This window comes from Streptomyces sp. SID13031, from assembly GCF_010548305.1.
GTDB lineage: Bacteria > Actinomycetota > Actinomycetes > Propionibacteriales > Kribbellaceae > Kribbella.
Window position 1 is genome coordinate 79801 of sequence record NZ_JAAGLV010000026.1, and the last position, 23129, is coordinate 102929.

18 protein-coding genes and 1 pseudogene are annotated in these 23129 nt (G+C 67.8%); 15 read left to right on the plus strand and 4 right to left on the minus strand.

The features are described 5' to 3' along the window. Positions 1 to 3: 3 nt before the first annotated feature. The 5 genes and pseudogenes from G3I17_RS36040 to G3I17_RS36060 all read left to right on the plus strand — a co-directional run. Positions 4 to 618 (plus strand): annotated as a pseudogene (locus G3I17_RS36040) (ATP-dependent Clp protease proteolytic subunit); the annotation flags it as partial. 200 nt (positions 619 to 818) lie between these two features. Next, the gene (gene clpX, locus G3I17_RS36045) at positions 819 to 2114 is read left to right on the plus strand and encodes an ATP-dependent Clp protease ATP-binding subunit ClpX (RefSeq protein WP_164603223.1); all 1296 of its coding nucleotides are present in this window, start codon (positions 819 to 821) and stop codon (positions 2112 to 2114) included. Between the two features lie 168 nt (positions 2115 to 2282). Further along, positions 2283 to 3911: an alpha/beta hydrolase gene (locus G3I17_RS36050; protein ID WP_164603225.1), complete on the plus strand. Its 1629-nt coding sequence runs from the start codon at positions 2283 to 2285 to the stop codon at positions 3909 to 3911. 137 nt (positions 3912 to 4048) lie between these two features. Next, entirely contained in the window at positions 4049 to 5587 is a 1539-nt protein-coding gene (locus G3I17_RS36055; RefSeq protein ID WP_164603227.1) for an alkaline phosphatase D family protein, read from the plus strand. An 11-nt stretch (positions 5588 to 5598) separates the two neighbouring features. Beyond that, positions 5599 to 6849: a hypothetical protein gene (locus tag G3I17_RS36060; protein WP_164603229.1), complete on the plus strand. Its 1251-nt coding sequence runs from the start codon at positions 5599 to 5601 to the stop codon at positions 6847 to 6849. Between the two features lie 49 nt (positions 6850 to 6898). On the opposite strand, the gene G3I17_RS36065 is transcribed toward G3I17_RS36060, so the two are convergent. Continuing rightward, positions 6899 to 8203 (minus strand): phosphodiester glycosidase family protein, encoded by a 1305-nt coding sequence (locus G3I17_RS36065; RefSeq protein ID WP_164603231.1) that lies wholly within the window; start codon positions 8201 to 8203, stop codon positions 6899 to 6901. Between the two features lie 126 nt (positions 8204 to 8329). Here G3I17_RS36065 and G3I17_RS36070 point away from each other — a divergent pair, with 126 nt between their 5' ends. Further along, complete coding sequence (locus G3I17_RS36070) at positions 8330 to 9253, plus strand: AEC family transporter (protein ID WP_164603233.1); 924 nt, start codon at positions 8330 to 8332, stop codon at positions 9251 to 9253. Positions 9254 to 9268: 15 nt separating this feature from the next. Here the strand turns inward: G3I17_RS36070 and G3I17_RS36075 are convergent, their stop codons facing one another. Next, on the minus strand, positions 9269 to 9769 hold the full coding sequence (locus G3I17_RS36075) for a hypothetical protein (RefSeq protein WP_164603235.1): 501 nt from the start codon (positions 9767 to 9769) through the stop codon (positions 9269 to 9271). Between the two features lie 1340 nt (positions 9770 to 11109). Further along, on the minus strand, positions 11110 to 13650 hold the full coding sequence (gene valS, locus G3I17_RS36080) for a valine--tRNA ligase (RefSeq protein ID WP_164603237.1): 2541 nt from the start codon (positions 13648 to 13650) through the stop codon (positions 11110 to 11112). A 68-nt stretch (positions 13651 to 13718) separates the two neighbouring features. Between valS and G3I17_RS36085 the strand changes: the two genes are divergently transcribed. The 9 genes from G3I17_RS36085 (at position 13719) to G3I17_RS36125 (ending at position 22602) form a co-directional block, all read left to right on the plus strand. Further along, positions 13719 to 15080 (plus strand): folylpolyglutamate synthase/dihydrofolate synthase family protein, encoded by a 1362-nt coding sequence (locus G3I17_RS36085; RefSeq protein ID WP_164603239.1) that lies wholly within the window; start codon positions 13719 to 13721, stop codon positions 15078 to 15080. Next, the gene (locus tag G3I17_RS36090) at positions 15077 to 15409 is read left to right on the plus strand and encodes a DUF4233 domain-containing protein (RefSeq protein ID WP_164603242.1); all 333 of its coding nucleotides are present in this window, start codon (positions 15077 to 15079) and stop codon (positions 15407 to 15409) included. Before G3I17_RS36085 ends, G3I17_RS36090 begins: the two co-directional genes overlap by 4 nt. A gap of 58 nt (positions 15410 to 15467) precedes the next feature. Further along, a complete protein-coding gene (gene ndk / locus G3I17_RS36095) occupies positions 15468 to 15878 on the plus strand; it encodes a nucleoside-diphosphate kinase (protein ID WP_164603244.1) in 411 nt (136 codons plus the stop codon). A gap of 158 nt (positions 15879 to 16036) precedes the next feature. Next, positions 16037 to 17062 carry a rod shape-determining protein gene (locus tag G3I17_RS36100; RefSeq protein ID WP_164603246.1) on the plus strand — a complete coding sequence of 342 codons (1026 nt, stop codon included), beginning with the start codon at positions 16037 to 16039 and terminating at the stop codon, positions 17060 to 17062. A 4-nt stretch (positions 17063 to 17066) separates the two neighbouring features. Further along, positions 17067 to 17993, plus strand: coding sequence for a rod shape-determining protein MreC (mreC, locus tag G3I17_RS36105; RefSeq protein ID WP_164603248.1), 927 nt, complete (start codon positions 17067 to 17069; stop codon positions 17991 to 17993). A gap of 1 nt (position 17994) precedes the next feature. Then, positions 17995 to 18528 carry a rod shape-determining protein MreD gene (gene mreD, locus G3I17_RS36110; protein ID WP_164603250.1) on the plus strand — a complete coding sequence of 178 codons (534 nt, stop codon included), beginning with the start codon at positions 17995 to 17997 and terminating at the stop codon, positions 18526 to 18528. Further along, complete coding sequence (gene mrdA / locus G3I17_RS36115; protein ID WP_164603252.1) at positions 18525 to 20582, plus strand: penicillin-binding protein 2; 2058 nt, start codon at positions 18525 to 18527, stop codon at positions 20580 to 20582. The genes mreD and mrdA overlap by 4 nt, the downstream gene beginning before the upstream one ends. A 34-nt stretch (positions 20583 to 20616) precedes the next feature. Beyond that, complete coding sequence (rodA, locus tag G3I17_RS36120; RefSeq protein ID WP_164603254.1) at positions 20617 to 21783, plus strand: rod shape-determining protein RodA; 1167 nt, start codon at positions 20617 to 20619, stop codon at positions 21781 to 21783. Positions 21784 to 21855: 72 nt separating this feature from the next. Then, positions 21856 to 22602, plus strand: a complete 747-nt coding sequence (locus G3I17_RS36125; RefSeq protein WP_164603256.1) for a hypothetical protein — start codon at positions 21856 to 21858, stop codon at positions 22600 to 22602. Between the two features lie 59 nt (positions 22603 to 22661). Here G3I17_RS36125 and G3I17_RS36130 read toward each other — a convergent pair whose 3' ends face one another. Further along, positions 22662 to 23120 carry an Lrp/AsnC family transcriptional regulator gene (locus G3I17_RS36130; RefSeq protein ID WP_164603258.1) on the minus strand — a complete coding sequence of 153 codons (459 nt, stop codon included), beginning with the start codon at positions 23118 to 23120 and terminating at the stop codon, positions 22662 to 22664. Positions 23121 to 23129 lie beyond the last annotated feature (9 nt).

Genomic DNA, 23129 nt, shown 5'->3' on the forward strand with positions numbered 1-23129 from the left:
ACCAGCATGAACTACTTCATCCCGCAGTGGGAGGAGCGCACGTCGTACGGCATGCGCCGGATCGACCCCTACACCAAGCTGTTCGAGGACCGGATCATCTTCCTCGGCACCCCGATCACCGACGAGATCGCCAACGCCGTGATGGCGCAGCTGCTCTGCCTGCAGGCGATGGACTCCGACCGGGACATCAGCATCTACATCAACTCGCCCGGTGGTTCGTTCACGGCGCTGACGGCGATCTACGACACGATCCGCTACATCAAGCCGGACGTGCAGACGGTCTGCCTGGGCCAGGCGGCCTCGGCCGCCGCGGTGCTGCTGGCAGCCGGTGCGCCGGGCAAGCGGCTCGCCCTGCCGAACAGCCGGATCATCATCCACCAGCCGGCCACCGAGGGCACCTACGGGCAGTCCAGCGACATCGAGATCCAGGCGAACGAGATCCTGCGCCTGCGCGCGCTGCTGGAGAAGATGCTCGCCGAGGCCAGCGGCAAGTCGCACGAAGAGGTTTCGCGTGACATCGAGCGGGACAAGTTCCTGACCGCCGACCAGGCGATCGAGTACGGCCTGATCGACGACATCCTGCAGACCCTCAAGGCCCCGGTCCCGGCCGGCGTCTGAGAACGACCGTTCCGCTTCGGCGGTACCCAACTGGAAGCCGGCACTGTCAAGTGACAGTGCGTTCGCCACCGGCGTAGTCACAACGCGTCGGACAGCGCGGCGTTTCGGCCCCTGGCACGGTACCGTCGAAGCGAGTTCCGGGTGGGTTCCGTTCCCGATTGTTCACCCGGTTCGACTGCTCAGAGAAGGGATCTGTCCCGGTGGCACGCATAGGTGACGGCGGTGATCTGCTCAAATGCTCGTTCTGCGGCAAGAGCCAGAAGCAGGTCAAGAAGCTCATCGCCGGTCCCGGCGTCTACATCTGCGACGAGTGCATCGATCTCTGTAACGAGATCATCGAGGAGGAGCTGAACGAGGGCTCCGAGGTCGGTCTGACGGAGCTGCCCAAGCCCCGGGAGATCTACGACTTCCTCAACGCATACGTCGTCGGACAGGACGTGGCGAAGAAGGCGCTCGCAGTGGCGGTCTACAACCACTACAAGCGGGTCCGTGACGGGCAGGGCTCCTCGAGCGCCGGCCGGCACGCCAAGGACGAAGCGGTCGAGCTCGCCAAGTCGAACATCCTGCTGATCGGCCCCACGGGCTGCGGCAAGACCTACCTGGCCCAGACGCTCGCCCGGATGCTGAACGTCCCGTTCGCGATCGCGGACGCCACGGCGCTGACCGAGGCGGGCTACGTCGGCGAGGACGTCGAGAACATCCTGCTGAAGCTGATCCAGGCGGCCGACTACGACGTCAAGAAGGCCGAGACCGGGATCATCTACATCGACGAGGTCGACAAGATCGCCCGCAAGAGCGAGAACCCGTCGATCACCCGCGATGTCTCCGGCGAGGGTGTCCAGCAGGCGCTGCTGAAGATCCTCGAAGGCACGACGGCCAGCGTTCCGCCGCAGGGCGGCCGCAAGCACCCGCACCAGGAGTTCATCCAGATCGACACCACCAACGTGCTGTTCATCGTCGGCGGCGCGTTCGCCGGCCTGGACCACATGGTGGAGCAGCGGGTCGGCAAGAAGACGCTCGGCTTCAACGCCAAGCGCGAGCCGGAGAAGCCGAAGGAACTCAGCGGCTACTCCGACGTGATGCCCGAAGACCTGCTCAAGTTCGGCCTGATCCCCGAGTTCATCGGCCGGCTGCCGGTCATCACGACGGTCTCCCCGCTGGACCGGGACGCGCTGATCAAGATCCTGTCCGAGCCGAAGAACGCGCTGATCAAGCAGTACCGGCGGCTGTTCGAGATCGACAACGTCGAGCTGGAGTTCAGTGACGACTCGATCGAGGCGATCGCGGACCAGGCGCTGCTGCGCGGCACCGGTGCCCGTGGACTGCGCGCGATCATGGAAGAAGTCCTGCTCAACGTGATGTACGAGGTGCCGAGCCGCGAGGACGTCGCCAAGGTCGTCGTCACCGGCGAGGTCGTCCTGGAGAACGTCAACCCGACGCTGATCCCGCGCGACCAGATGGTCAACAAGCGCGAGCGCCGCGAGAAGACCGCCTGACAAAGCAATCCTCACGACGGGTGAACCACGTTCGCCCGCTTCACTCCTGAGAGGGGCCGGCATCCGCTGACAGGCGGATGACCGGCCTCGTTCTTGTGCCGGACTCGGACCGAGTACTCGCAGCCATAGCGTCGATGACGTCCCACTCGTCGACCCGCTGGGGAAGTCATGCGTGAGAAAGTCTTGAAGGGCCTCGTCGCCGCAACCGCGGCCGCTGCTCTCGTAGTACCGAGTGTGGCTCAGGCCGCACCACCCGCTGCCAGTACTGCCGCCAACACCGAGCAACTGGTCGTGCCCAAGATCAATTGGGGGAGCTGCGGCGCAGAGCCGGGGCTAAAGCCCTTCCAGTGCGCCACTGTGGAGGTCCCCACCGACTACGACCATCCGCGTGGCCCGACGACCACCATCGCCTTGACCCGGCTGCCCGCCAGCGACCCGGCTCATCGCATCGGCACCCTGTTCACCAACCCGGGCGGCCCTGGTGGCCCGGGCGTCGACTTCGTCCAGCAGGTGGGGCAGTACGCCTACACGCCGCAGGTACGGGCGCAGTTCGACATCCTCGGCTTCGACCCGCGGGGCGTCGGCAAGTCGGACCCGGCGACCTGCTTCCGGACCGAGGCCGAGGAGCAGGCTGTGCTGAACACTCAGCCGGCCTTCCCCTACACGCGGGCTGAAGAGCGCGCCTACACCGCGTGGAGCGTCAAGGTGGGCCTGACCTGTGCAGCCACCTCAGGCGACAAGCTGGCGCACATGTCGACGGCGAACGTTGCCCGTGACATGGATCTTCTCCGCCAGTCGGTCGGCGACGACAAGCTGAGCTACGTCGGCTACTCCTACGGCACCTACCTCGGCGCCACCTACGCGAAGCTGTTCCCCACGAAGATCCGAGCGCTGGTCCTCGACGGGACGCTCAACCCGCCCTGGTACTCCGGTTCGGATGGCGACCGGCGCCCGGTCGGCGTCCGGTTCCGCCAGGGTGACGGCGCCGCGGCAGCCTTCGCGCAGTTCAAGGCGGAGTGCAAGAAGGCCGGGCCGGACAAGTGTTCGCTGGCCAGGCTGGGCGATCCGTCGACGGTCGTCGAGAACCTCTTCGAGCGACTCAAGACCAGCCCAGCCGTCGTGACCCTGCCGGACGGGAGCACGACCACGGTGACCTACCAGATCGCTGTGGCGGTGGGCTTCGAGAACATGTACGACCCGGCGGGCTGGTCGGCACTCGCCGACATGTACAGCCAGATCGCGGTACGAGGTAAGAGCAAGGCCATGCGGCTGAAGGCACCTGCCGCTCTGGTCGAGTGGAGCAAGCACAAGGAGGAGTACTCCTCGCTGGCGCAGGGAATGCAGCCCTGCATCGAGACGCCGCCAACGGGACGGCCGCTGGCTTACCCGGCATACGCCGATGCGGCCGACCAGGCCGCGCCCCACTTCGGCCGACTGCGCGCCTGGCTCGGACAGCCGTGCGAGTTCGTCCCGATCCGGGACACCGACGCGTTCAAGGGTCCGTGGCCGAACAAGGTGAAGGAGCCGGTACTGGTCATCGGCACCCGGTACGACCCAGCGACTCCGTACGAGGCCACTCGCCCGTACTCCGACCTCTACCCGGACGCGCGGATGCTCACCATCGAGGGCTACGGCCACACCACGCTCTTCAAGAGCACCTGCGCCGACGCTCGCATCACGGAGTACCTGACGCAGCTCAAGGCACCCGCTGACGGCAGTACCTGTCAGCAGGACCGAAAGCCGTTCGATCCTGGATCAGCTGCGAAGAAACTGACCCAGGAGGTCGTTGTCCACTAGGGCAAGGTGTAGGAAAGTTACCAAGCTTTGGGGAGTATGGGCACGAACCGCCCCAATCGTGAGGTTCTCCGGCCGGATCCGTCGTATTCATCCGTCCGGAGGGCCGCGCGCCATCCGCACCTCGGAAGGTGAGGCCCATGAAACCCATCAGTCGTCGAACCCTTGTCCTCGGCGGACTCGCGACGGCAGGTGCTACCGCACTGCCCGCCCGCTCCAGCATCATCACCGCCACTGCAGCCGTCCCGTACCCGTTCCAGCTGGGTGTCGCCTCCGGTGAGCCCGACGCCGGCAGCGTCGTCCTCTGGACCCGCCTGGCCCCGTCGCCGCTCAATGCGGACGGCCAGGGCGGCATGGCCAACGCCAATGTCGTCGTTGACTGGCAGGTGTCGACCACCGAGTCCTTCAGCACGCTGGTCACCTCAGGGACGGTCACTGCGACGTACGGCGCCGCACACTCGGTCCACGCCATCGCGAACGGCCTCAACCCCGACTTCGACTACTTCTACCGCTTCCGCGCCCAGGGACACGTCTCACCCGTCGGCCGCACCCGTACTGCGCCCGCAGCGGGTACCAACGGCCGTGACCTCGTTATGGCGTTCACCTCCTGCGCGCACTACGAGGAGGGCTACTACACGGCGTACCGCCGGATGGCTGAGGACAACCCGGGCCTCATCCTGTTCCTCGGCGACTACATCTACGAGTACCCCGCTACTACTGGCCGGACGCGACTCCACCTCGGTGCTACGGAGATCACGACACTGGCCGACTACCGGCGTCGCTATGCGCAGTACAAGTCGGACCCGGACCTGCAGGCGGCGCACGCAGCCGCGCCGTGGATCGTAGTACCGGACGACCACGAGGTGGAGAACAACTACGCCGGAACGGTACGGGCCGACAGCACGCCCTCGCTGACGGCGGCGCAATGGACCGCTCGGCGTACTGCGGCGTACCAGGCGTACTACGAGAACATGCCGCTGCGGCCGGCGCAGGCCAACAGTGGCAACTCCATCCCGCTGTACCGGCGTATGCCGTGGGGCAAGCTCGCCACCTTCCACATGCTCGACACCAGGCAGTACCGCAACGACCAGGCGTGTGGGGACGGCTGGAAGATCTGCTCGGACGCGGATCTGGCCTCGCGCAGCCTGCCCGGCAATACTCAGGAGACCTGGCTCCTCAACGGTCTCGCCCAGCACACCGGTACCTGGGACATCATCGGGCAGCAGGTGTTCTTCGCCCGGCGCTTCAACTCGACCGGGGCGAGCATGGACTCGTGGGACGGGTACCGGGCTTCGCGGGCCCGGATCCAGCAGGGCTGGCTCGACCGTGGCACCCGGAACCCGGTAGTGCTCACCGGCGACGTCCACCGCGCCTGGGGCAACAACCTGATGGCCGACTACAACAACGCGAACTCGGCAGTGATCGGCAGCGAGCTCGTCACCAGCTCGGCCACCTCCTCTGGCGACGGTGACGCCACCACGGCGATCCCGGACGTCGGGACCAACCCGTGGCTGAAGTTCTACAGCAACCGTCGCGGCTACATCCGTACGACGGTGACTCCGACCCAGCTGCGGGCGGACTTCCGCGGCGTGGCGAAGGTGTCGGAGCACGACTCGCCGGTGTCGACGCTGAAGTCGTTCGTGATCGAAGAAGGCCAACCCGGCCTTCAGGCCGTCTGAGGGGATCAGCGATGAAGAAGAGACTTATCGCCACTGGCGTCGCAGTGCCCTCGCTGCTGTTCACCTTCGCGATCCCTGCCCAGGCAGCCGTCGCGGTACCGACCTGGACGACGGCGAACAGTGTGTCGACGGGGGACCAGGATGCTCCGGCCATCGCGACCAACCGCAACGGGTACGTCGCTGTCGTGTGGGAGGACGATCGGGATACGACCGCTGCGGCCGACAACGCGCACAGCGAGATCTTCCTGCGGCTGTACCGCAACGGCACGGCGCTCTATGAGAAGAAGCTGTCCGCCGCGGGCGGCAGTGGTGTCACCAACTGGCGACACCTCCACCCGGACGTCGGTCTGGATGACAAGGGCAACGCCGTCGTGGTGTGGGCCGACGACCCGGACGGCAACGGCTACTACAACATCCCGTACCGCGTGGTGAACACCGCCGGCACCGTCACGGCCTCCGCCAACGCCAACACCTCGTCCGACGGTCAGCAGACCAATCCGCGGGTGGCGGTCGACCCGGACGGTGCACCCTCCAGCGCGGCCGTCGCGTTCACGGTCGTGTGGGAGGACCTGCAGACGCCGGCCGGTGCGCTGCCGACGGTCAAGGCTGCCGGGTACACCGGGCCGACGACTCGGGCCTGGGAGGTCACCGCCTCGGCGACGACGGGCCAGCAGCACAACCCGGACGTGGCGGTGTCGGCCTCGGGTGACGCGATCGTGGTCTGGGATGACGGGTCCGCCGATACGGCGTACAACGTCGGGCTGGTTGGTCTGGCCCGCACGAATGGCGCCGTCACGCTGTCCCGGCGTACGGCGAACGCCACCACGGCTGGGGCGCAGACGCGCGCGTCGGTCGCTGCCAATTTCAACGGTGACTTCGCGGTGGCCTGGCAGTCGGGTGCGGGAGTTTGGACGCGTGGCTTCACCGGCACGGGTGCCGCTCGCTATGCCGACCTGGAAGTCGTTGCTAGTGGCAAGCTTCCGTCGGCCGGGATCGACGACCAGTCCAACAGTGTTGTCGGCTGGACCGCACAGGCCACCGATCTCGACGTGTGGGTGCGTGGCTTCACCCCAGCCGGTACTACGGACGCGCCGCGCCTGTCGGCTCAGCAGTTGAGCCAGCTGACCGCAGGGCGGCAGGAGCAGATGGTGGTCGCGGTGTCGCCGTGGTCCGAGGTAGCGGTGGCGTACACCGACGACAACGATGGGAACACCTATGACCAGGTGATGCTCGGGCAGGGAATGTCGAACAACAACTTCTGAGTGGCTGGGGCCCGGGCGGGACGTTCGCCCGGGCCCTTCGTTTTGGGTGCTACTTCTTCTCGACCCAGATGAGGGCGTCGCCGACGGCCCGCTCGGCGCCGTTGGTGCCGCTGGGGTGGCTGACGAGCGTGCCGTTGACGGCCATCGCGGTCGAGCCGCCGCCGTCGAGGTTGATCGCGTCGTGCAGGCCGAGTGCGTTCGCGACCGCGGCCGTCTCGTTCATCGTCGTACCGACGCTGGTGGTCTGGCGGCCGTCGAGCGCTGCGAGGGTGAGCTTGCCGTCGCTGGTGGTGCCGACGATCGTGCGCGGGTTGCGGTCGAAGAAGCTACCGGTACCGGCCGGGACGACGATCTGGCCGTTGGCGGTGAGGCGGTAGCGACCGGTCACGCCGTACAGGTCCTTCTTCAGCTTGAGATTGGTGCCGTACTCATTGGCGACGGCGAGGTCGGTCTTCAAACAGGTGCTGGAGACCATGCCGAGCAGTGCGTTCGAGTCGCTGCCCGTGGCCTGCAAGGAGGTCTGGCCTTTGGTCAGGCTGGTACCGCGGGTGGCCGCGACTCGCTCGACGCAGCCGTCCCGGTCGAGGACGACCTCGATCCCCACGCCGGCCGGGGTGGTGGCCGCGAACTCGGGGGTGAACAGGGTGACGTCACCGGGAACGGTGCACGAGGTCTGCGCCGGCAGGGTGGCGCAGGCGGCCGGGATCACCGGCGGGTGGTTGACGAACTCGAGCGGCAGGGTGGTACCGGTCTTGGGGTTCTTGACCGAGCCGGTCCAGCGGAGGTGGCCCATCACCGCTTTGTTGGTCTTGGCATCGATCACGAAGTTGGCCTCGGCCGGGTCGGTCAGCGGCTCACTGAGCAGTTTGCCGTCGGAGATCCCCAGACCGACCGGCTCGCCGGGGTAGAGGGCGCTCGCGGTGAAGGTGAAGAAGGACGCGTTGACGCCGGCCAGGGCTCCCGAAGTACGGACCAGGTCTGACGTCTTCTCGACCTTGGCCAGGTCGGGGCCGTAGGTCGTCCTCAGCTCACCCCTCGCCTTGCGCGGGTCGATGGTGAGCACGTTGACGACCCAGGGGCCGCGGGTCGTGGTGTTGATCTGGTCTGCCGGGGCAGGGTCGGTGCCGCGGACGATGCGGGTCAGGGTGACGCCCGTGGCGAGGGTCGTGCTGGTGCGGGTTTCGGCGAGGTCCGCGTCGCCGAGGGGAAGGACACCGGCGGCGTACTGGATCGGGAGCTGTTCGGCGCCTTGGTCGGGGGATTGGGCGACGGCGGTGGACGGGGCGACGAGCAGGGTCGCGAGCGCGGCCAGCGAGGTGGCCGCGGCAAGCGCGGTACGGGCGGGAGCAGTCATGGTGGCCATCCTGGGTTGTTTAGGTGGAATCCTTCCAGTCGGTTGGCTTGCATGTCAGTAACTTGCAGATGAAACGTTTCGTCTAGAATCGCTGGCGTGACGAAGCCGCCGAGCGCCTGACGCCGCATGTCCGCTGTCGTCGCCGCCTTCGTCGCACTGGTATCGGTCGCCGTGCTCGGGTATCTCGTCGGACTGGCCGGCGTACTGCGGGCCGAAGACGAGCTGGTGTTGTCGCGGCTCGCGTTCTTCGTGGCGACGCCGGCGTTGCTGTTCACCACGGTTGCGCGCGCCGATCTGCACGCGATCTTCTCGCCGGTGCTGCTGACGAATCTGGCGGGGGTGTTCGTCGTCCAGCTGCTGTATCTGGCCGTGGCCGTGCTGATCTGGCGACGGAGCCGGGCGCAGGCGACGATCGGAGTACTGGCCGCTTCGTATGTGAACGCCGGGAATCTGGGCGTGCCGGTCGCCGCGTATGTGCTGGGCGACGGGGCGTTGGTGGCGCCGATCGTGTTGTTCCAGCTGCTGGTGATGGCGCCGGTGGCGTTCGCAGTGCTGGACGGAGATCGGCAAGGATCTGGGCGGCGGGTGTCGTTGCGGATCCTGCTGACTCGACCGCTGCGGAATCCGTTGACCGTGGCGTCGCTACTCGGCTTGCTGGTTGCCGCCGTTGGTGTGGAGCTGCCGTCGTTGCTGATGCGGCCGATCGACCTGGTGGCCGCGGCGGCGGTACCGGTCGCGCTGGTGGCCTATGGGTTGAGCCTCAGCGGGGCGAAGGACTCCATCAGCCTCGACCGCGACGCAGTACTGGCTGTGCTGTTGAAGACGCTCGTCCAACCGCTCGTCGCGTTCTCGGTCGGCCGCTGGCTCCTCGGCCTCGAGGGCCCCGCTCTGCTCGCCCCAGTACTGCTTGCCGCGTTGCCCACTGCTCAAAACGTCTACGTGTATGCCGTGCAGTACCGCGCCGCGCGACGACTCGCGCGCAGCGCAGTACTGCTCAGCACATTGCTCTCGATCCCGGTGATGATCGCGCTAAGCGGTCTACTCGCCTGACCGCTTCCGGCTGAGCTACTTCATGGCGGTGAAGGCTTCGTCGGCGAGGGGGCCGACGTCGTTGACGCTGACGCCCTCGTTGGCCGCCTGAGCGATCACGGTGAGGGTGTTGGATCCCCGGTAACACTGGGTCGGCAGGGTGTCGGTCGACTCCACGCAGGTCGACTGCCCGACCTGCTTGACCAGCTCGGGCGAGGCGCCGGAGTCCTTGATCGTCTTGTCGATGTCGACCTTGCCGCGCAACGCGATCACCACGAACAGCCGCTGGCCGTCGAGATTCCCGTACGCCTCGACGGTCGCCTGCTTGCCATCATTGATCCGGCTCAACGCGTCCCGCGTCTGATCCAGCTTGAGCTGCTCACGTATCTGGGCATCAGTCACCCGATCCAGCCCACCCAACTTCGCCGGCGGCTCGATTCCGCGAGCCGTGTTCAACCGGCTCATCGGCCCCAGCCCCGCGAAGTACCCCAGAGCCGCAATCACCAGCAACGCAAGGACGACCCCACCCACAGTCACCCAAGGATTCCGCCGCCACCGAACCTTCTTAAGCCCCCGCCAAGGCGCCTTCCACCAAGGTCCCTTAGGCCCGTCACCCCCAGCCCCAGCACCCTTCCCATCAGCAGCATTCACACCACCCACAACATCCTTGACCCCACCAGCAGCCGCACCACCTGCACCCGCTGCGCTCCCCACCTGCACCGGAATCGACTCAGTAATAGCCTCAGCCGCACCACCCGACACCGCGCCGCCGCCCGCTTTACCTGCGCCTACGGCGCCGCCTGTACTACCGACCGCCGTACTACCGACCGCGCTCGCAGCGGAGCCCGCGCCAGCGGAGCCGCCCACACCCGCAGAGCTTCCTGCACCTGCAGAGCTTCCTGGCCCCGCGGTGGTGCCTGCTCCTGCAGAGCTTCCTAGACCCGTGGTGGAGCCTGCTCCTGCAGTGGTGGCTGTGCCACTCGGCTGGCTCTTGGCGGCGTCGGCCGGCGAACCGGTCGTGCTGCTCGCACCGCCTACCGATGAATCAGTCGTGCTGCGCGCACCAGCGGCCGGTGAATCACCAGCGCCGGGCACAACAGTCTTGGAGGCGGCGCCGCCCAGGCCAGAAGAAGCCCCGGCCGCCGATCCACCTGCTGCGCCTCCGCCCTTGGACTCACCCGTGCGGGAGCCGCCTGCAGCGCCGCTGGTACTCCCAGCCGAGCCCGCCCCGGCGCCAGCCGAGCCCGCCCCGGCGCCAGCCGAGCTGCCCGCGCCAGCGGTGCTGTCTGCACCAGCAGAGCTTCCTGCACCCGCAGCGCCAGCGCCTGTGGTGCTGGGCTGGGTTTTGGTGGTGGCGGCTGTGGTGCTTGAGTCGGCGACCTTCGAGTTGCCAGTGGTGGGTGCAGCGGTCGAGGAGGTTGGAGCTGCGGAGCTTCTCGTCGCTGGTTCGCCTGGGGTGCTTGCGCCCGTCTTGCTAGCCGGTGTGCCGTCGCCCTCGGAGTTGTCCGTGGGGGTGTTGGCTGCGGTGGTGCTTGCGGCTGGGGTGGGATCTTCGGGCGCGTTGCTGCTGGGAGGAGGAGACAGGGGAGTCTGTGGTGGGCGAGGGGTTTGTGGGGGAAGTGGGGTTTGCTTGGGGCGCTTGTCCGGGCCGGGGGTGGTGGGGGTGCTCATGGAGTTCTCCTCGGGGCGCTCGGACGGGGTCGCCGGGGGATGGGCTGGGGTTGACCCGATCGTTTCATATCCGGACAAGGTGATCCTGCAAGCCGGTCCGAGGACAGACTGATCCCGCAGGGTAGTCGGTCGAGTGAAAGCAGTAGCGCCCGCCTCCAAGGGAAGCGGGCGCCACAGAGCCTTCCGGTACGGCTGGCCCGGTACGGTCAGAGGGTCGCGATGACCGAGACCGAACCGGACTCGTCCGGGCTCCAGAGGATTTCGCCGGTGATGCGGCCGGCGGCCCGGAGGTCGACCTCGGCGCGTTCGGCCAGGGTCAACCGTGCGGCCGGCCCGCTGACCTCGGCCTTGGAGACCTCGGTCTTCATCGAGACCTGGGCGCTCGACTTGGCGCCGCGGATGCCCGCGAGCACCTCGGCGACCGCGTCCAGAACCGCCGGGTCCTGCTCGGCCGACGCGATATCGACCGCCGCGACCGGCCACGACGTCCGGTGGATCGACCCTTCCTGCCACCACGACCAGACCTCTTCGGTCGCGAACGGCAGATAAGGCGCGAGCAGCCGCAGCTGAACCGACAGGGCGACAGCCAGCGCCGCCTTCGCCGAGGCGGCACCCTCCTCGCCGTGACCGCCGTACGCGCGCTCCTTCACCAGCTCGACGTAGTCGTCGCAGAAGCTCCAGAAGAACCGCTCGGCGATCTCCAGCGCACCCGTGTAGTCGTACCGCTCGAATGCCTCGGTGGCCTCGGAAGTCACCTTCCGGAGCTGAGCGAGCATCGCCAGGTCGACCGGCTCGGTCACCGCACCGGCGTCGACCGAGGTGGCGCCGAACGACAGCACGAACTTCGACGCGTTCAGGACCTTGATCGCCAACCGGCGACCGACCTTCATCTGCGACTCGTCGAACGGCGAGTCCATCCCCGGTCGCGCCATCGCTGCACGCCAGCGGACCGCGTCCGAGCCGAACTTCTCCAGGATCTCCGACGGAACGACCGCGTTGCCCTTGGACTTCGACATCTTCTTGCGGTCGGGGTCGACGACGAATCCGGAGATCATCGACCGCGCCCACGGCAGCGTGCCGTTCTCGAAGTGCGCCCGGACGACGCGGGAGAACAGCCAGGTACGGATGATCTCGTGCGCGTGGGTGTTCAGGTCCATCGGGAAGGTGCGCTTGAACAGGTCGTCGTCGCGCTCCCAGCCGCAGACGATGTGCGGGGTGAGCGACGAGGTCGCCCAGGTGTCCATCACATCCGGATCCGCGACGAAGCCGCCCGGCTTGCCGCGCTGGGACTCGTCGTACCCACCGGGGACCTGCGAGGTCGGGTCGATCGGCAGATCGGCCTCGCTCGGCATCAGCGGGTGCGCGTAGTCCGGCTCGCCTTCGTGGTTCAGCGGGTACCAGACCGGGAACGGGACGCCGAAGAAGCGCTGGCGGGAGATCAGCCAGTCGCCGTTCAGCCCGTTGACCCAGTTCTGGTAGCGGTGGTGCATGAACTCGGGGACCCAGCCCAGCTCGTTGCCGCGCTCGATGAACTCGGCCTTCAGCTCCTCGTCCCGGCCGCCGTTGCGGATGTACCACTGCCGGGTGGAGACGATCTCGAGCGGCTTGTCGCCCTTCTCGAAGAAGTTCGCCTTCCGCTGCGTCGGCTTCGGCTCGCCGTCCAGGTCGCCGCTCTCGCGCAGCTTGGCGACGGTCAGTTCCCTTGCGCTGAAGGTGGTCTTGCCGGCCAGCTCGGCATACAACTCGGAACCTTCAAGCCACGCAGGGGTGTCGCGCAGCAGCCGCCCGTCGCGACCGATGACGGTGCGGACGGGCAGTTGCAGCTCACGCCACCAGATGACGTCGGTGAGGTCACCGAAGGTGCAGCACATCGCGATGCCCGCGCCCTTGTCGGGCTCGGCCAACTCGTGCGCCAGGACCGGGATCTCGACGTCGAACAGCGGCGAGCGGACTGTAGTACCGAACAGGTGCTTGTACCGCTCGTCGGTCGGGTGGGCGATCAGTGCGACACAGGCCGGGAGCAGCTCGGGGCGGGTCGTCTCGATGTAGATCGGGCCGTCGGCGCCGTGGAAAGCGATCTTGTGGAACGCGCCGGGGTAGTCCCGGGCCTCCAGCTCGGCCTGCGCGACGGCGGTCTGGAAGGTGACGTCCCAGAGCGTCGGCGCCTCGGACAGATAGGCCTCGCCGCGGGCGAAGTTCCGCAGGAAGGCGCGCTGCGACGTCCGCCGGGAGTCCTCGGAGATGGTCGTGTAGAGGTAGTTCCAGTCGACGCTCAGCCCGACCTGGCGCCACATCGCCTCGAACGCCTGCTCGTCGATGTGGGTGAGCTCGCCACACAGGTCGACGAAGTTCTGCCGCGAGATCGCGATCTGCTTCTTCGGGTCCGGCTTCTCCGGCGGGGTGAAGTCGGGATCGAAGGGCAGCGAGGGGTCGCACTTGACGCCGTAGTAGTTCTGGACCCGGCGCTCGGTCGGCAGGCCGTTGTCGTCCCAGCCGATCGGGTAGAAGACCTTCTTGCCCCGCATCCGCTGGAAGCGCGCGACCAGGTCGGTGTGGGTGTAGCTGAAGATGTGCCCGACGTGCAGCGACCCGGAGACGGTCGGCGGCGGGGTGTCGATCGAGTAGACGTCCGCGCGCTCCGCTGTACGGTCGAACGCGTAGGTCTGCTGTTCCTTCCATACGGCAGCCCACTTCTCCTCGAGGCCTTCGAGGGTGGGCTTGTCAGGAACGCGGGACGTCTCGGTCATACGGCAATCCTAGTGGTTGTCAAGGGGTGCTCACGACGGGTTATCCACGGCCCTAGACTGGCGGTCTGATGAGTGACCTCTCGTACGCCGAAGTGTCGGCGAAGCTCCAGGCCCGTTGGCCGGAGAACAAGATCGATCCCACGCTGGACCGGGTCCGCCGGCTCGTCGAGCTGCTCGGCGACCCGCAGAAGAGCTATCCCGTCATCCATCTGACCGGTACCAACGGCAAGACCTCGACCGCCCGGATGGTCGACGCGCTGCTGCAGGAGGCCGGGCTGCGGACCGGGCGGTTCACCAGCCCGCACCTGGAGACCGTCCGGGAGCGGATCACGCTGAACGGCGAGCCGATCGACGAGCAGCGGTTCGTCGAGGTCTACGCCGAGATCGAGCCGTACGTCGATGTCGTCGACTCGGAGAACGAGGACCCGCTGTCGTTCTTCGAGGTGCTCACCGCGATGGCCTTCGCCGCCTTCGCCGACGCGCCCGTCGACGTCGCGGTGATCGAGGTCGGCCTCGGCGGCACCTGGGACTCCACCAACGTCGCCGACGGCATCGTCTCGGTGATCACCCCGGTCGCCGTCGACCACGCGCACATCCTCGGCTCCGATCCGGTCACCATCGCCAAGGACAAGTCCGGCATCATCAAGCCCGCCGGCACGGTCGTGATCTCGCAGCAGAGCCTCGACGTGGCCGAAGTACTGGTCCGCAAGGCCGCCGAGGTCGGTGCGCAGGTCGCCCGCGAGGGACTCGAGTTCGGCGTCGTCAGCCGCTCGGTCGCGGTCGGCGGCCAGCTGATCTCGTTCAAGGGTCTCGGTGGCGAGTACGACGACATCTTCCTTCCGCTGCACGGCGAGTACCAGGCGCACAACGCCTCGACCGCACTCGCCGCCGTCGAGGCGCTGCTCGGCGCAAGTGGGCAGAACGAGGGGCAGCGGATGACCCGCGAGCTGGTCGAGGCCGCGTTCGCCGAGGTGACCAGCCCGGGCCGGATGGAGGTCGTCCGGACCAGCCCCACGGTCATCGTCGACGCCGCGCACAACCCGCACGGCGCCGAGGCGACCGCCGCGACCGTGTCCGAGGCGTTCGCGTTCCAGCCGCTGATCGGCGTACTGGGCTGTATGAAGGACAAGGACGTGTACGGCGTCCTCGAGGCGTACGAGCCGATCATGGAGACCGTCGTCTGCACCCGGAACTCCTTCGAGCGGTCGATGCCGGCCGAGGAGCTGGGCGAGATCGCGATCGAGATCTTCGGTGAGGACCGGGTGCTCGTCCGGCCCAAGCTGCTCGACGCGATCGACGACGCGATCCGGCTGGCCGAGGAGAACGCGCTCGCGATGGGCACCGGCGGCGTCCTGATCACCGGCTCGGTGATCACCGCGGGCGAGGCCCGCACGCTGCTCATCCGCAAACGGGCCGGGGAGCAGCGGTGAGGTCGCTGGCCGGCATCGTGCTGGGCTTCGAGTTCGTGGTCCTGGCGCTCGTCACGCCGGTGATGATCTCTGTTGCCGACGTGAAACCCAGTACTGCGCTCCCGCTGTGCCTGGGCCTGGCCGTCCTGGCGCTGGTCGCCGCGGGACTCCTGCGCATCCAGGTCGGCTACATCCTGGGCTCGGTCATCCAGGTCGCCGCGGTCGGCCTCGGCTTCGTCGTACCGGTGATGTTCGTGCTCGGCCTGGCCTTCGCCGCGTTCTGGGTGATGTCGATCGTGCTCGGCCGCCGGATCGACGAGGCAAAGGCCGCCCAGGCCGCCACGAGCTGACACGCACTAGGCTCAACCGCAGTAAACCCGCCTGAACAGCATCGGAGAGAGAACAGACATGTCGCAGCGCACCCTCGTCCTGCTCAAGCCCGACACGGTACGCCGTGGCCTGGTCGGGGAGGTCCTCGGACGGTTCGAGGCGAAGGGCCTCGCCGTCGTCGCGATGGACCTGCGCACGATCGACGGCGAGCAGGCCGACCAGCACTACGCAGAGCACGTCGAGCGGGACTTCTACCCGCCGCTGCGCGAGTTCGTCACGAGCGGCCCGCTGGTCGCGCTGGTCCTGGAAGGCGACGAGGCAGTCGAGGTCGTCCGCGCCCTGAACGGCGCCACGGATGGTCGCAAGGCGGCCCCGGGAACGATCCGCGGCGACCTGTCGCTGTCGAACCGGGAGAACCTCGTGCACGGCTCCGACTCGCCGGAATCGGCCGACCGCGAGATCAAGATCTGGTTCCCCGACCTGCCGTAGTCCGCAGTCGCCGGAGCAACAGGCAGGGCGGCGAGAACGCCCGGTGAGTGGACCGATACGATGCGTCGCGGGCGGACGAGTCGTGTCGGTCCCCGGGTGGCGTTGGGTCCGCGCTTAGCCTGAGAATTCCGGGACCCGAGCAGGTGGAGGGCGCCGAGATGGCGAACAGCATGCTCGGCCGCGACATGGCGGTCGACCTCGGTACGGCCAACACACTCGTGTACGTGCGTGGGCGTGGCGTCGTACTGAACGAGCCGTCCGTGGTCGCGATCCGGACCGACGAACCGCGCGAGGCGGTCGCGTTCGGGGCCGAGGCGAAGAAGATGATCGGCCGGACGCCCGGCAACATCACCGCCATCCGGCCGCTCAAGGACGGCGTCATCGCCGACTTCGACGCCGCCGAGCAGATGCTGCGGTACTTCATCCAGCGCGTCCACCGCCGCCGGTACTTCGCCAAGCCGCGGATCGTCGTCTGCGTCCCGTCGGGCATCACCGCGGTCGAGCAGCGCGCCGTCCGCGACGCCGGGTACATGGCCGGCGCCCGCAAGGTCTACATCATCGAGGAGCCGATGGCCGCCGCGCTCGGCTCGAACCTCGAGGTCCGCGACGCGACCGGCAACATGGTCGTCGACATCGGCGGTGGGACCACCGAGGTCGCGGTGATCTCGTTCGGCGGGATCGTCACCAGCCAGTCGATCCGGGTGGCCGGTGACGCGATCGACAAGGCCGTCGTGAACTACTGCAAGAAGGAGTACTCGCTGATGCTCGGCGAGGCCACCTCCGAGCAGATCAAGATGACCATCGGCTCGGCCTTCCCGACCTCCGACGGACCGGACTCCGAGATCCGCGGCCGGGACATGGTCTCCGGGCTGCCGCGCACGGTGAAGGTGTCCTCGGCGAGCATCCGGCAGGCGATCGAGGAGCCGATCACCGCGATCGTCGACGCGGTCAAGGCCACTCTGGACAAGACGCCGCCCGAGCTGGCCGGCGACATCGTCGACCGGGGCATCGTGCTGACCGGCGGCGGCGCGCTGCTGAAGGGGATGGACGAGCGGCTGCGGCACGAGACGGGCATCCCGATCCACGTCGCCGAGAACCCGCTGGACGCCGTCGTGCTCGGGGCCGGCAAGTGCGTCGACAACATCGAGACGCTGAACCGCATCCTCGTCACCGACCGCCGCTGAACCCATGCTCAAAGATCTCGGTACGCCGGCGCGAGGGCTGGTCCGTTCGGCCGGGCTGCCCCGGGAGATCCGCCGTCGCCGGACCATCCTGGTGCTCGTCATCCTGGCGTCGTTCACGTTGATCGTGCTGGACGCGCGACGCTCGGCCGGCTCACCGGTCGAGCCGCTGCGGCACGCGGCGGCGGCTGTCTTCGGCCCGTTGGAGTCGACGGCGACGAACGCCCGGCAGCCTGTGGACAACCTCCGGGACCGGTTCGCCGAAGTGGATAGGTTGAAAGCAGAGAACGAAAAACTCACCGCAGACAACGAGAAACTCGTCAGCGAGCTCCGCACCACCGACTACGCGCGCAACCGCGCCACCGAGCTGGACCGCCTGCTGAAGGTGGCCCCGGCATACACGGTGACGCCGGCCCGGGTGGTCGGGCTGGGGAGCGCGCAGAGCTTCAACCACACAGTGACCATCGATGCCGGAACGGCGGACGGGGTGCGACCGGACATGACAGTACTGAACGGCGACGGGCTGGTGGGCCGCGTCGTGCGCGTCACCGAGGCCACCGCCACGGTGCTGCTGATCGGCGACCGCAACTCGACCGTGGGCGGCCGGCTGAACTCCACGATGGCGCTCGGGTTCGTCTCCGGCCGCGGCGAGGTCGGCTCGTCGGCGGCACTGGACTACAAGCTGGTGGACCTGAAGGCACGGCCGAAGGTGGGCGACCGGATCGTCACCTGGGGCTCAAGTGGCAACGCCCCGTACGTCCCGGGCGTGCCGATCGGCGAGGTCACCTCGGTGACGGCCGTCAACGGCGCGCTCGGCTCGACCGCGCTGGTGAAGCCGTTCGTCGACCCGAGCCGGATCGACCTGGTCGGCGTCGTCACCGGTCCGCCCGCGCGGGCGCCGCGCGGGACCGTCCCGCCGGAGAAGGGACGCTGAGATGCCGGCCATCCGGATCGCGCTGGCGGCCTTGTTCCTGATGCTCGCGGTCACCGTGCAGACGTCGGTGCTGCCGCACATCGCGGTCGCCGGGGTCAGCTGTGACCTGGTGATGATCGTGGTCGTCGCGCTCGCGCTGTCCCGCGGTGCGGAGTGGGGCGCGATCGCCGGCTTCCTCGGTGGGCTGATGCTCGACGTGGTGCCGCCCGCCGACCACACAGCCGGCCGCTGGGCCTTGGCGCTGGCCTTGTCCGGGTATGTCGCCGGCCTGATCCGGCGCGAGACGTCGACCGGGCCGGTCGGTCCACTCGGGGTCGCGCTCACCGTAGTACTGGGTGCGGCGCTGTCCTTGACCGTGTACTCCGCGACCGGGTCGCTGCTGCATGATCCCGCGGTCGACTGGGGTGAGTTCGGTGTCCGGCTCGGTATCGCCGCCGGCTACGACGTGGTCGGCGCGATCGTGGTCATCCCGTTGGTGATGTGGGTGATGGGCCGCGTCGTCCCGGCGCGGGAGCGGCGGCGGGTGCTGCCATGAGCTTCGACAGCTTCAACCCGGCGCCGCTGAAACCGCGGTTGCGTCTGTTCGTGATCCAGGTGCTCGTCTTCTCGCTGATGTTCACCCTGATCGCCCGGCTCTGGTACATGCAGGTGATGTCGTCCGACGACTACTCACAGGCCGCCACCCAGAACCACACCCGCGAGGTGCTCGTCCCGGCGCCGCGCGGCACGATCGTCGACGCGGCCGGCCGGACCTTGGTCGGCAACCGGGTGTCCCTGGTGATCACCGTCGACCGCTCGGTGCTCGCGAAGCTGCCCGACGACCAGCAGAAACAGGTCCTGGCCAGGCTGGCGAAGGTGCTCGGCCAGACGCCGAAGGACCTGACCGCCCACACGATGCTCTGCGGTGAGCCCGGTGCCTCCAAGCCGCCGGCCTGCTGGAACGGTACGCCGTACCAGCCGATCCCGGTCGCGAAGGACGTCAGCGAGCAGGTCGCGATCGAGGTGATGGAGCGCCGCGAGGACTTCCCGGGCGTGGCCGCCGAGTCGGCGACGCTGCGCGCGTATCCAGCGCCGTACAAGGTGAACGCGGCGCACATCCTCGGCTACCTCTCGCCGATCACCACCGACGAGCTGGACAAGCTCGACCAGGCCGGGCAGGACTCGGTGCCGCACCGCTCCGACCTGGTCGGCCGGGCCGGTGTCGAGCGCACCTACGACCAACTGCTGCGCGGGACGCCGGGCGTCAAGAACGTCATCGTCGACGCGGTCGGCTACACGACCGGCATCCAGAAGCAGACCGCGCCGGTGCCGGGCTCGACGTTGATGACGAGTATCGACGCGCGCGTCCAGGCGTCGGTCGAGGCCCAGCTGCGCGGCGCGATCATGACGGCCCGCAAGCAGTACGACAAGATCACCCACAAGAACTACATCGCCGACTCCGGCGCGGCCGTCGTGATGGACGTGAAGACCGGCCAGATCGTCGCGATGGCCAGCTATCCGAACTACGACCCGGGCGTCTGGGTCGGCGGTATCTCGCAACGCGAGCTCGACGCGCTCTACTCGACCAAGGCCGGCACGCCGCTGGTGTCGCGGGCGGTCCAGGGCCAGCTCGCGCCCGGTTCGACCTTCAAGCCGATCACCACCGCGGCCGCGATGGCCAACGGGTACGGGCCGAAGACCCGGCTGGACTGCTCGTCGTTCTTCGAGGTCGGCGACCGCCGGTTCAAGAACTACGAGTCGGCCTCCTACGGGATGATCGGCTTCGACGAGGCGCTCTCGATCTCCTGTGACACCTTCTTCTACCGGATCGCCTACGCGCTCTGGCTCAAGGAGGGCGGCAACTCCGGCGACCTGAACGCGGCCGACCCGCTGGTCCAGATGGCGAAGAACTTCGGTTTCGGCAAGCCGACCGGGGTCGATCTGCCCGGTGAGGTGTCCGGCCGGATCGCCGACCGGAAGTGGAAGAAGGACTACTACGACGCGCAGAAGGACTACTACTGCAAGCTCGCCGACAACCCACCGGCCGGCACGTCGGCGTTCCTGAAACAGTTCTCCCGCGAGTTCTGCGCCGACGGGTATCGCTACCGCGCCGGTGACGCGGTCAACTTCTCCATCGGCCAGGGCGACACCACGGTCACTCCGTTGCAGATGGCGACGGTCTACTCGGCGCTCGCGAACGGCGGCAAGCTCTGGGAGCCGCGGGTGGCCAAGGCGGTGATCGGCCCGAACGGCAAGGTCAAGCCGGTCCCGTCGAAACTCTCGGCCAGGCTGCCGGTGCCGGCCTCGACGCTGCGCTACATCGACAACGCGCTCAAGGAGACCGCCCGGACCGGGACGGCCGCCTGGAAGTTCGGTGGGTTCCCGCTGGACCAGGTGCCGGTTCGCGCCAAGACCGGAACGGCCGAGGTCTACGGCAAGCAGACGACGTCCTGGATGGCGACCTACACGGATCGCTACGCCGTCGTGATGATGCTCAGCCAGGCCGGTTCGGGCTCGGGCGCCGGCGGTACCGCGGTCCGCCACATCTACGAGACGCTCTACAACATCAAGCCCCCGGTCACGCCACCCGCAAAGCAGAACGCGCAATGATGGCGCTCGCGTTGTGCGCGAGAGAGGCCGGCCGATGAGTCTGTTGACGCCGATTCGGCAGTCTCGGCCGCGGGCTGATCGGCGCTCGACGCTCTGGCAGGTCGACTGGGTGCTCGTGATCGGCGTGCTGGCGCTGTCGGCCATCGGTTCGCTGCTGATCTGGTCGGCGACGTACGAGCGAACAGCCCTCACCGAGGGCAACCAGCACGTGTTCCTGCTCCGGCACGCGCTCAACTTCGCCATCGGCCTCGTCCTCGCGGTGCTCGCCGCCGTCAGCGACCATCGCCGCGTCCGCATCCTCGCCCCGGTCCTGTATGCCGCGTCGGTGGCCGGGCTGATCCTCGTCCTGGTCCCCGGTGTGGGCGCGGTGATCAACGGGTCGCGGTCGTGGATCCAGCTGCCGTGGATGTCGATACAACCGAGCGAGTTCGCCAAGCTCGCGGTGATCGTCGGGATGGCGCTGCTGATCGCCGAGAAGGGCGAGACGAACCATCGCGAGGCGCGCACGATCGACATCGGGCAAGCGATCGCGGTCGCCGCGATCCCGATGCTGCTGGTGATGCTGCAACCCGACCTCGGCACCGTGATGGTGCTCGGCTCGATCGTCTTCGGCATCGTGGCTGTCTCCGGCGTACCGAAGCGCTGGATGCTCGGTATCGTCACGGCGGCGACGGTGATCGCGGTGCTGGCGATCCAGTTCAACGTGCTGAAGAAGTACCAGCTGGCGCGCTTCACCGCGTTCGCGGATCCGGGCTCGGACCCGCAGGGCATCGGCTACAACGTGAACCAGGCGCGGATCGCGATCGGCAACGGCGGTGTCTTCGGCCAGGGCCTGTTCCACGGTTCACAGACGCAGAATGCTTTCGTGCCCGAGCAACACACCGACTTCGTCTTCACCGTCGCGGGGGAGGAGCTCGGCCTGATCGGCGCGGGCGCGATCATCTGCCTGTTCGTGCTGATCCTGTGGCGCGGTCTGCGGATCGCGGTCAACGCGCGGGACGCCTTCGGCCGGCTGGTCGCCACCGGGGTCGTCTGCTGGTTCGCCTTCCAGGCCTTCGAGAACATCGGGATGACGATGGGAATCATGCCCGTCACCGGCCTGCCGCTGCCGTTCGTCTCGTACGGCGGATCCTCGATGTTCGCCGGGCTGCTGGCCATCGGGTTGCTGCAGAACATCCACCTGCGATCCCACCAGGTTTAGCGCATGTCTTCCGGCTCGCCCTAGTCGGGTACGCTTCAGCTTCCTTGCGCCCTCGACGGTTCTGGATGGGTCATGAAGCTCGCGTTTCCGCTCGCCGTTGCCGCTGCTCTTTCGTTGACGCTCACCGCCTGCGGTGAGGACAAGCCCGAGGGCGCGGCCGCCCCGACGCAGACACCCTCGGTGACCGCGACTCCTACGGAGAGTACGCCGATCGATCCGGCCATCAACACGGCTCCGGTCAAACGGACGAAAACCGAGCTCACCAAGGCGTTGCTCGCGCTGAAGGAGCTGCCGAGCGGCTTCTCCGAGGAAGAGGATGACCCTGCGGGCCAGGCCAGCACGCCGTTCTCGGCGCCGACGAGCAAGTGCAAGACGCTGGTGAAGTACCTCAATGCCGACGAGGCGCCCGGTTCCAAGGCGAACGCGCACCGCTCCTTCTCCGGCAGTCAGGAAGGTCCGTACATCGACTTCTCGCTGGACTCGCTGCGAACGCAGCAGGCGGTCGCCGAGCTGCAGGACTCGTACCGCGAAGCCGTGACGTCGTGCAAGAAGGTCACCATGCGAGGCGTTGGCGCCGGCTCCACCCAGATGGAGGTCGTCGAGATCGAGGCGCCGAAGTTCGGCGACTCACCGTTCGCCTTCAAGCTGACCGGCGTCTCCGGCCCGAAGGAAGGCCTCGAGTACGTAGCGGCCGTCGCCGGCATCAGCGACGTCATCCTCTCGGTCGGCATCTTGGCCGGCCAGCCGGGCGAACTCGACGGCGCCACTGAGGCGGCCGTCGAAAAGGCCCGCATCATCCTCACCAAGCCCGGCAGCTGATCTCAACGCGAGTGCCCGGCGGCTGATCTCTACGACGGAGCCTGGCGGTAGTACCGGGGTCACCGTGCGGGGAGCGGGAGGACGGTGGTGCGGCGGTGGTGTTCGAAGATGACCGAGCTGCGGATGTCGCCGATCTCCTGGCGTTTGGCGAGGTCGAGGACGAAGTCGCGCAGGGCCTGGGTATCGCGGACGGCCACGTGGGCGAGGAAGTCGGAGGCGCCGGAGACCATGAACATCGCCAGCGTCTGCGGCAGGCTCTGGACATAGTCCTGGAAGGCGGTCGCAACGGCCATCGCCTGCGGGCGGAGCTTGATCGAGATGATCGCCTGGGTGGAGCGGTCGATCGCCTGCAGGTCGACCTCCGCGTGGAAGCCGCTGATCACGCCGCGATCGCGCAGCCCGCGGACTCGCTCCAGGCAGGTGGACGGCGCGATCCCCAGTTCGGCCGCCATCTCGCGGTTGGTCCGGCGAGCGTCGTTCTGGAGCAGCCGCAGGAGCGCCGTATCAAGTTCGTCCATGACGGCCAT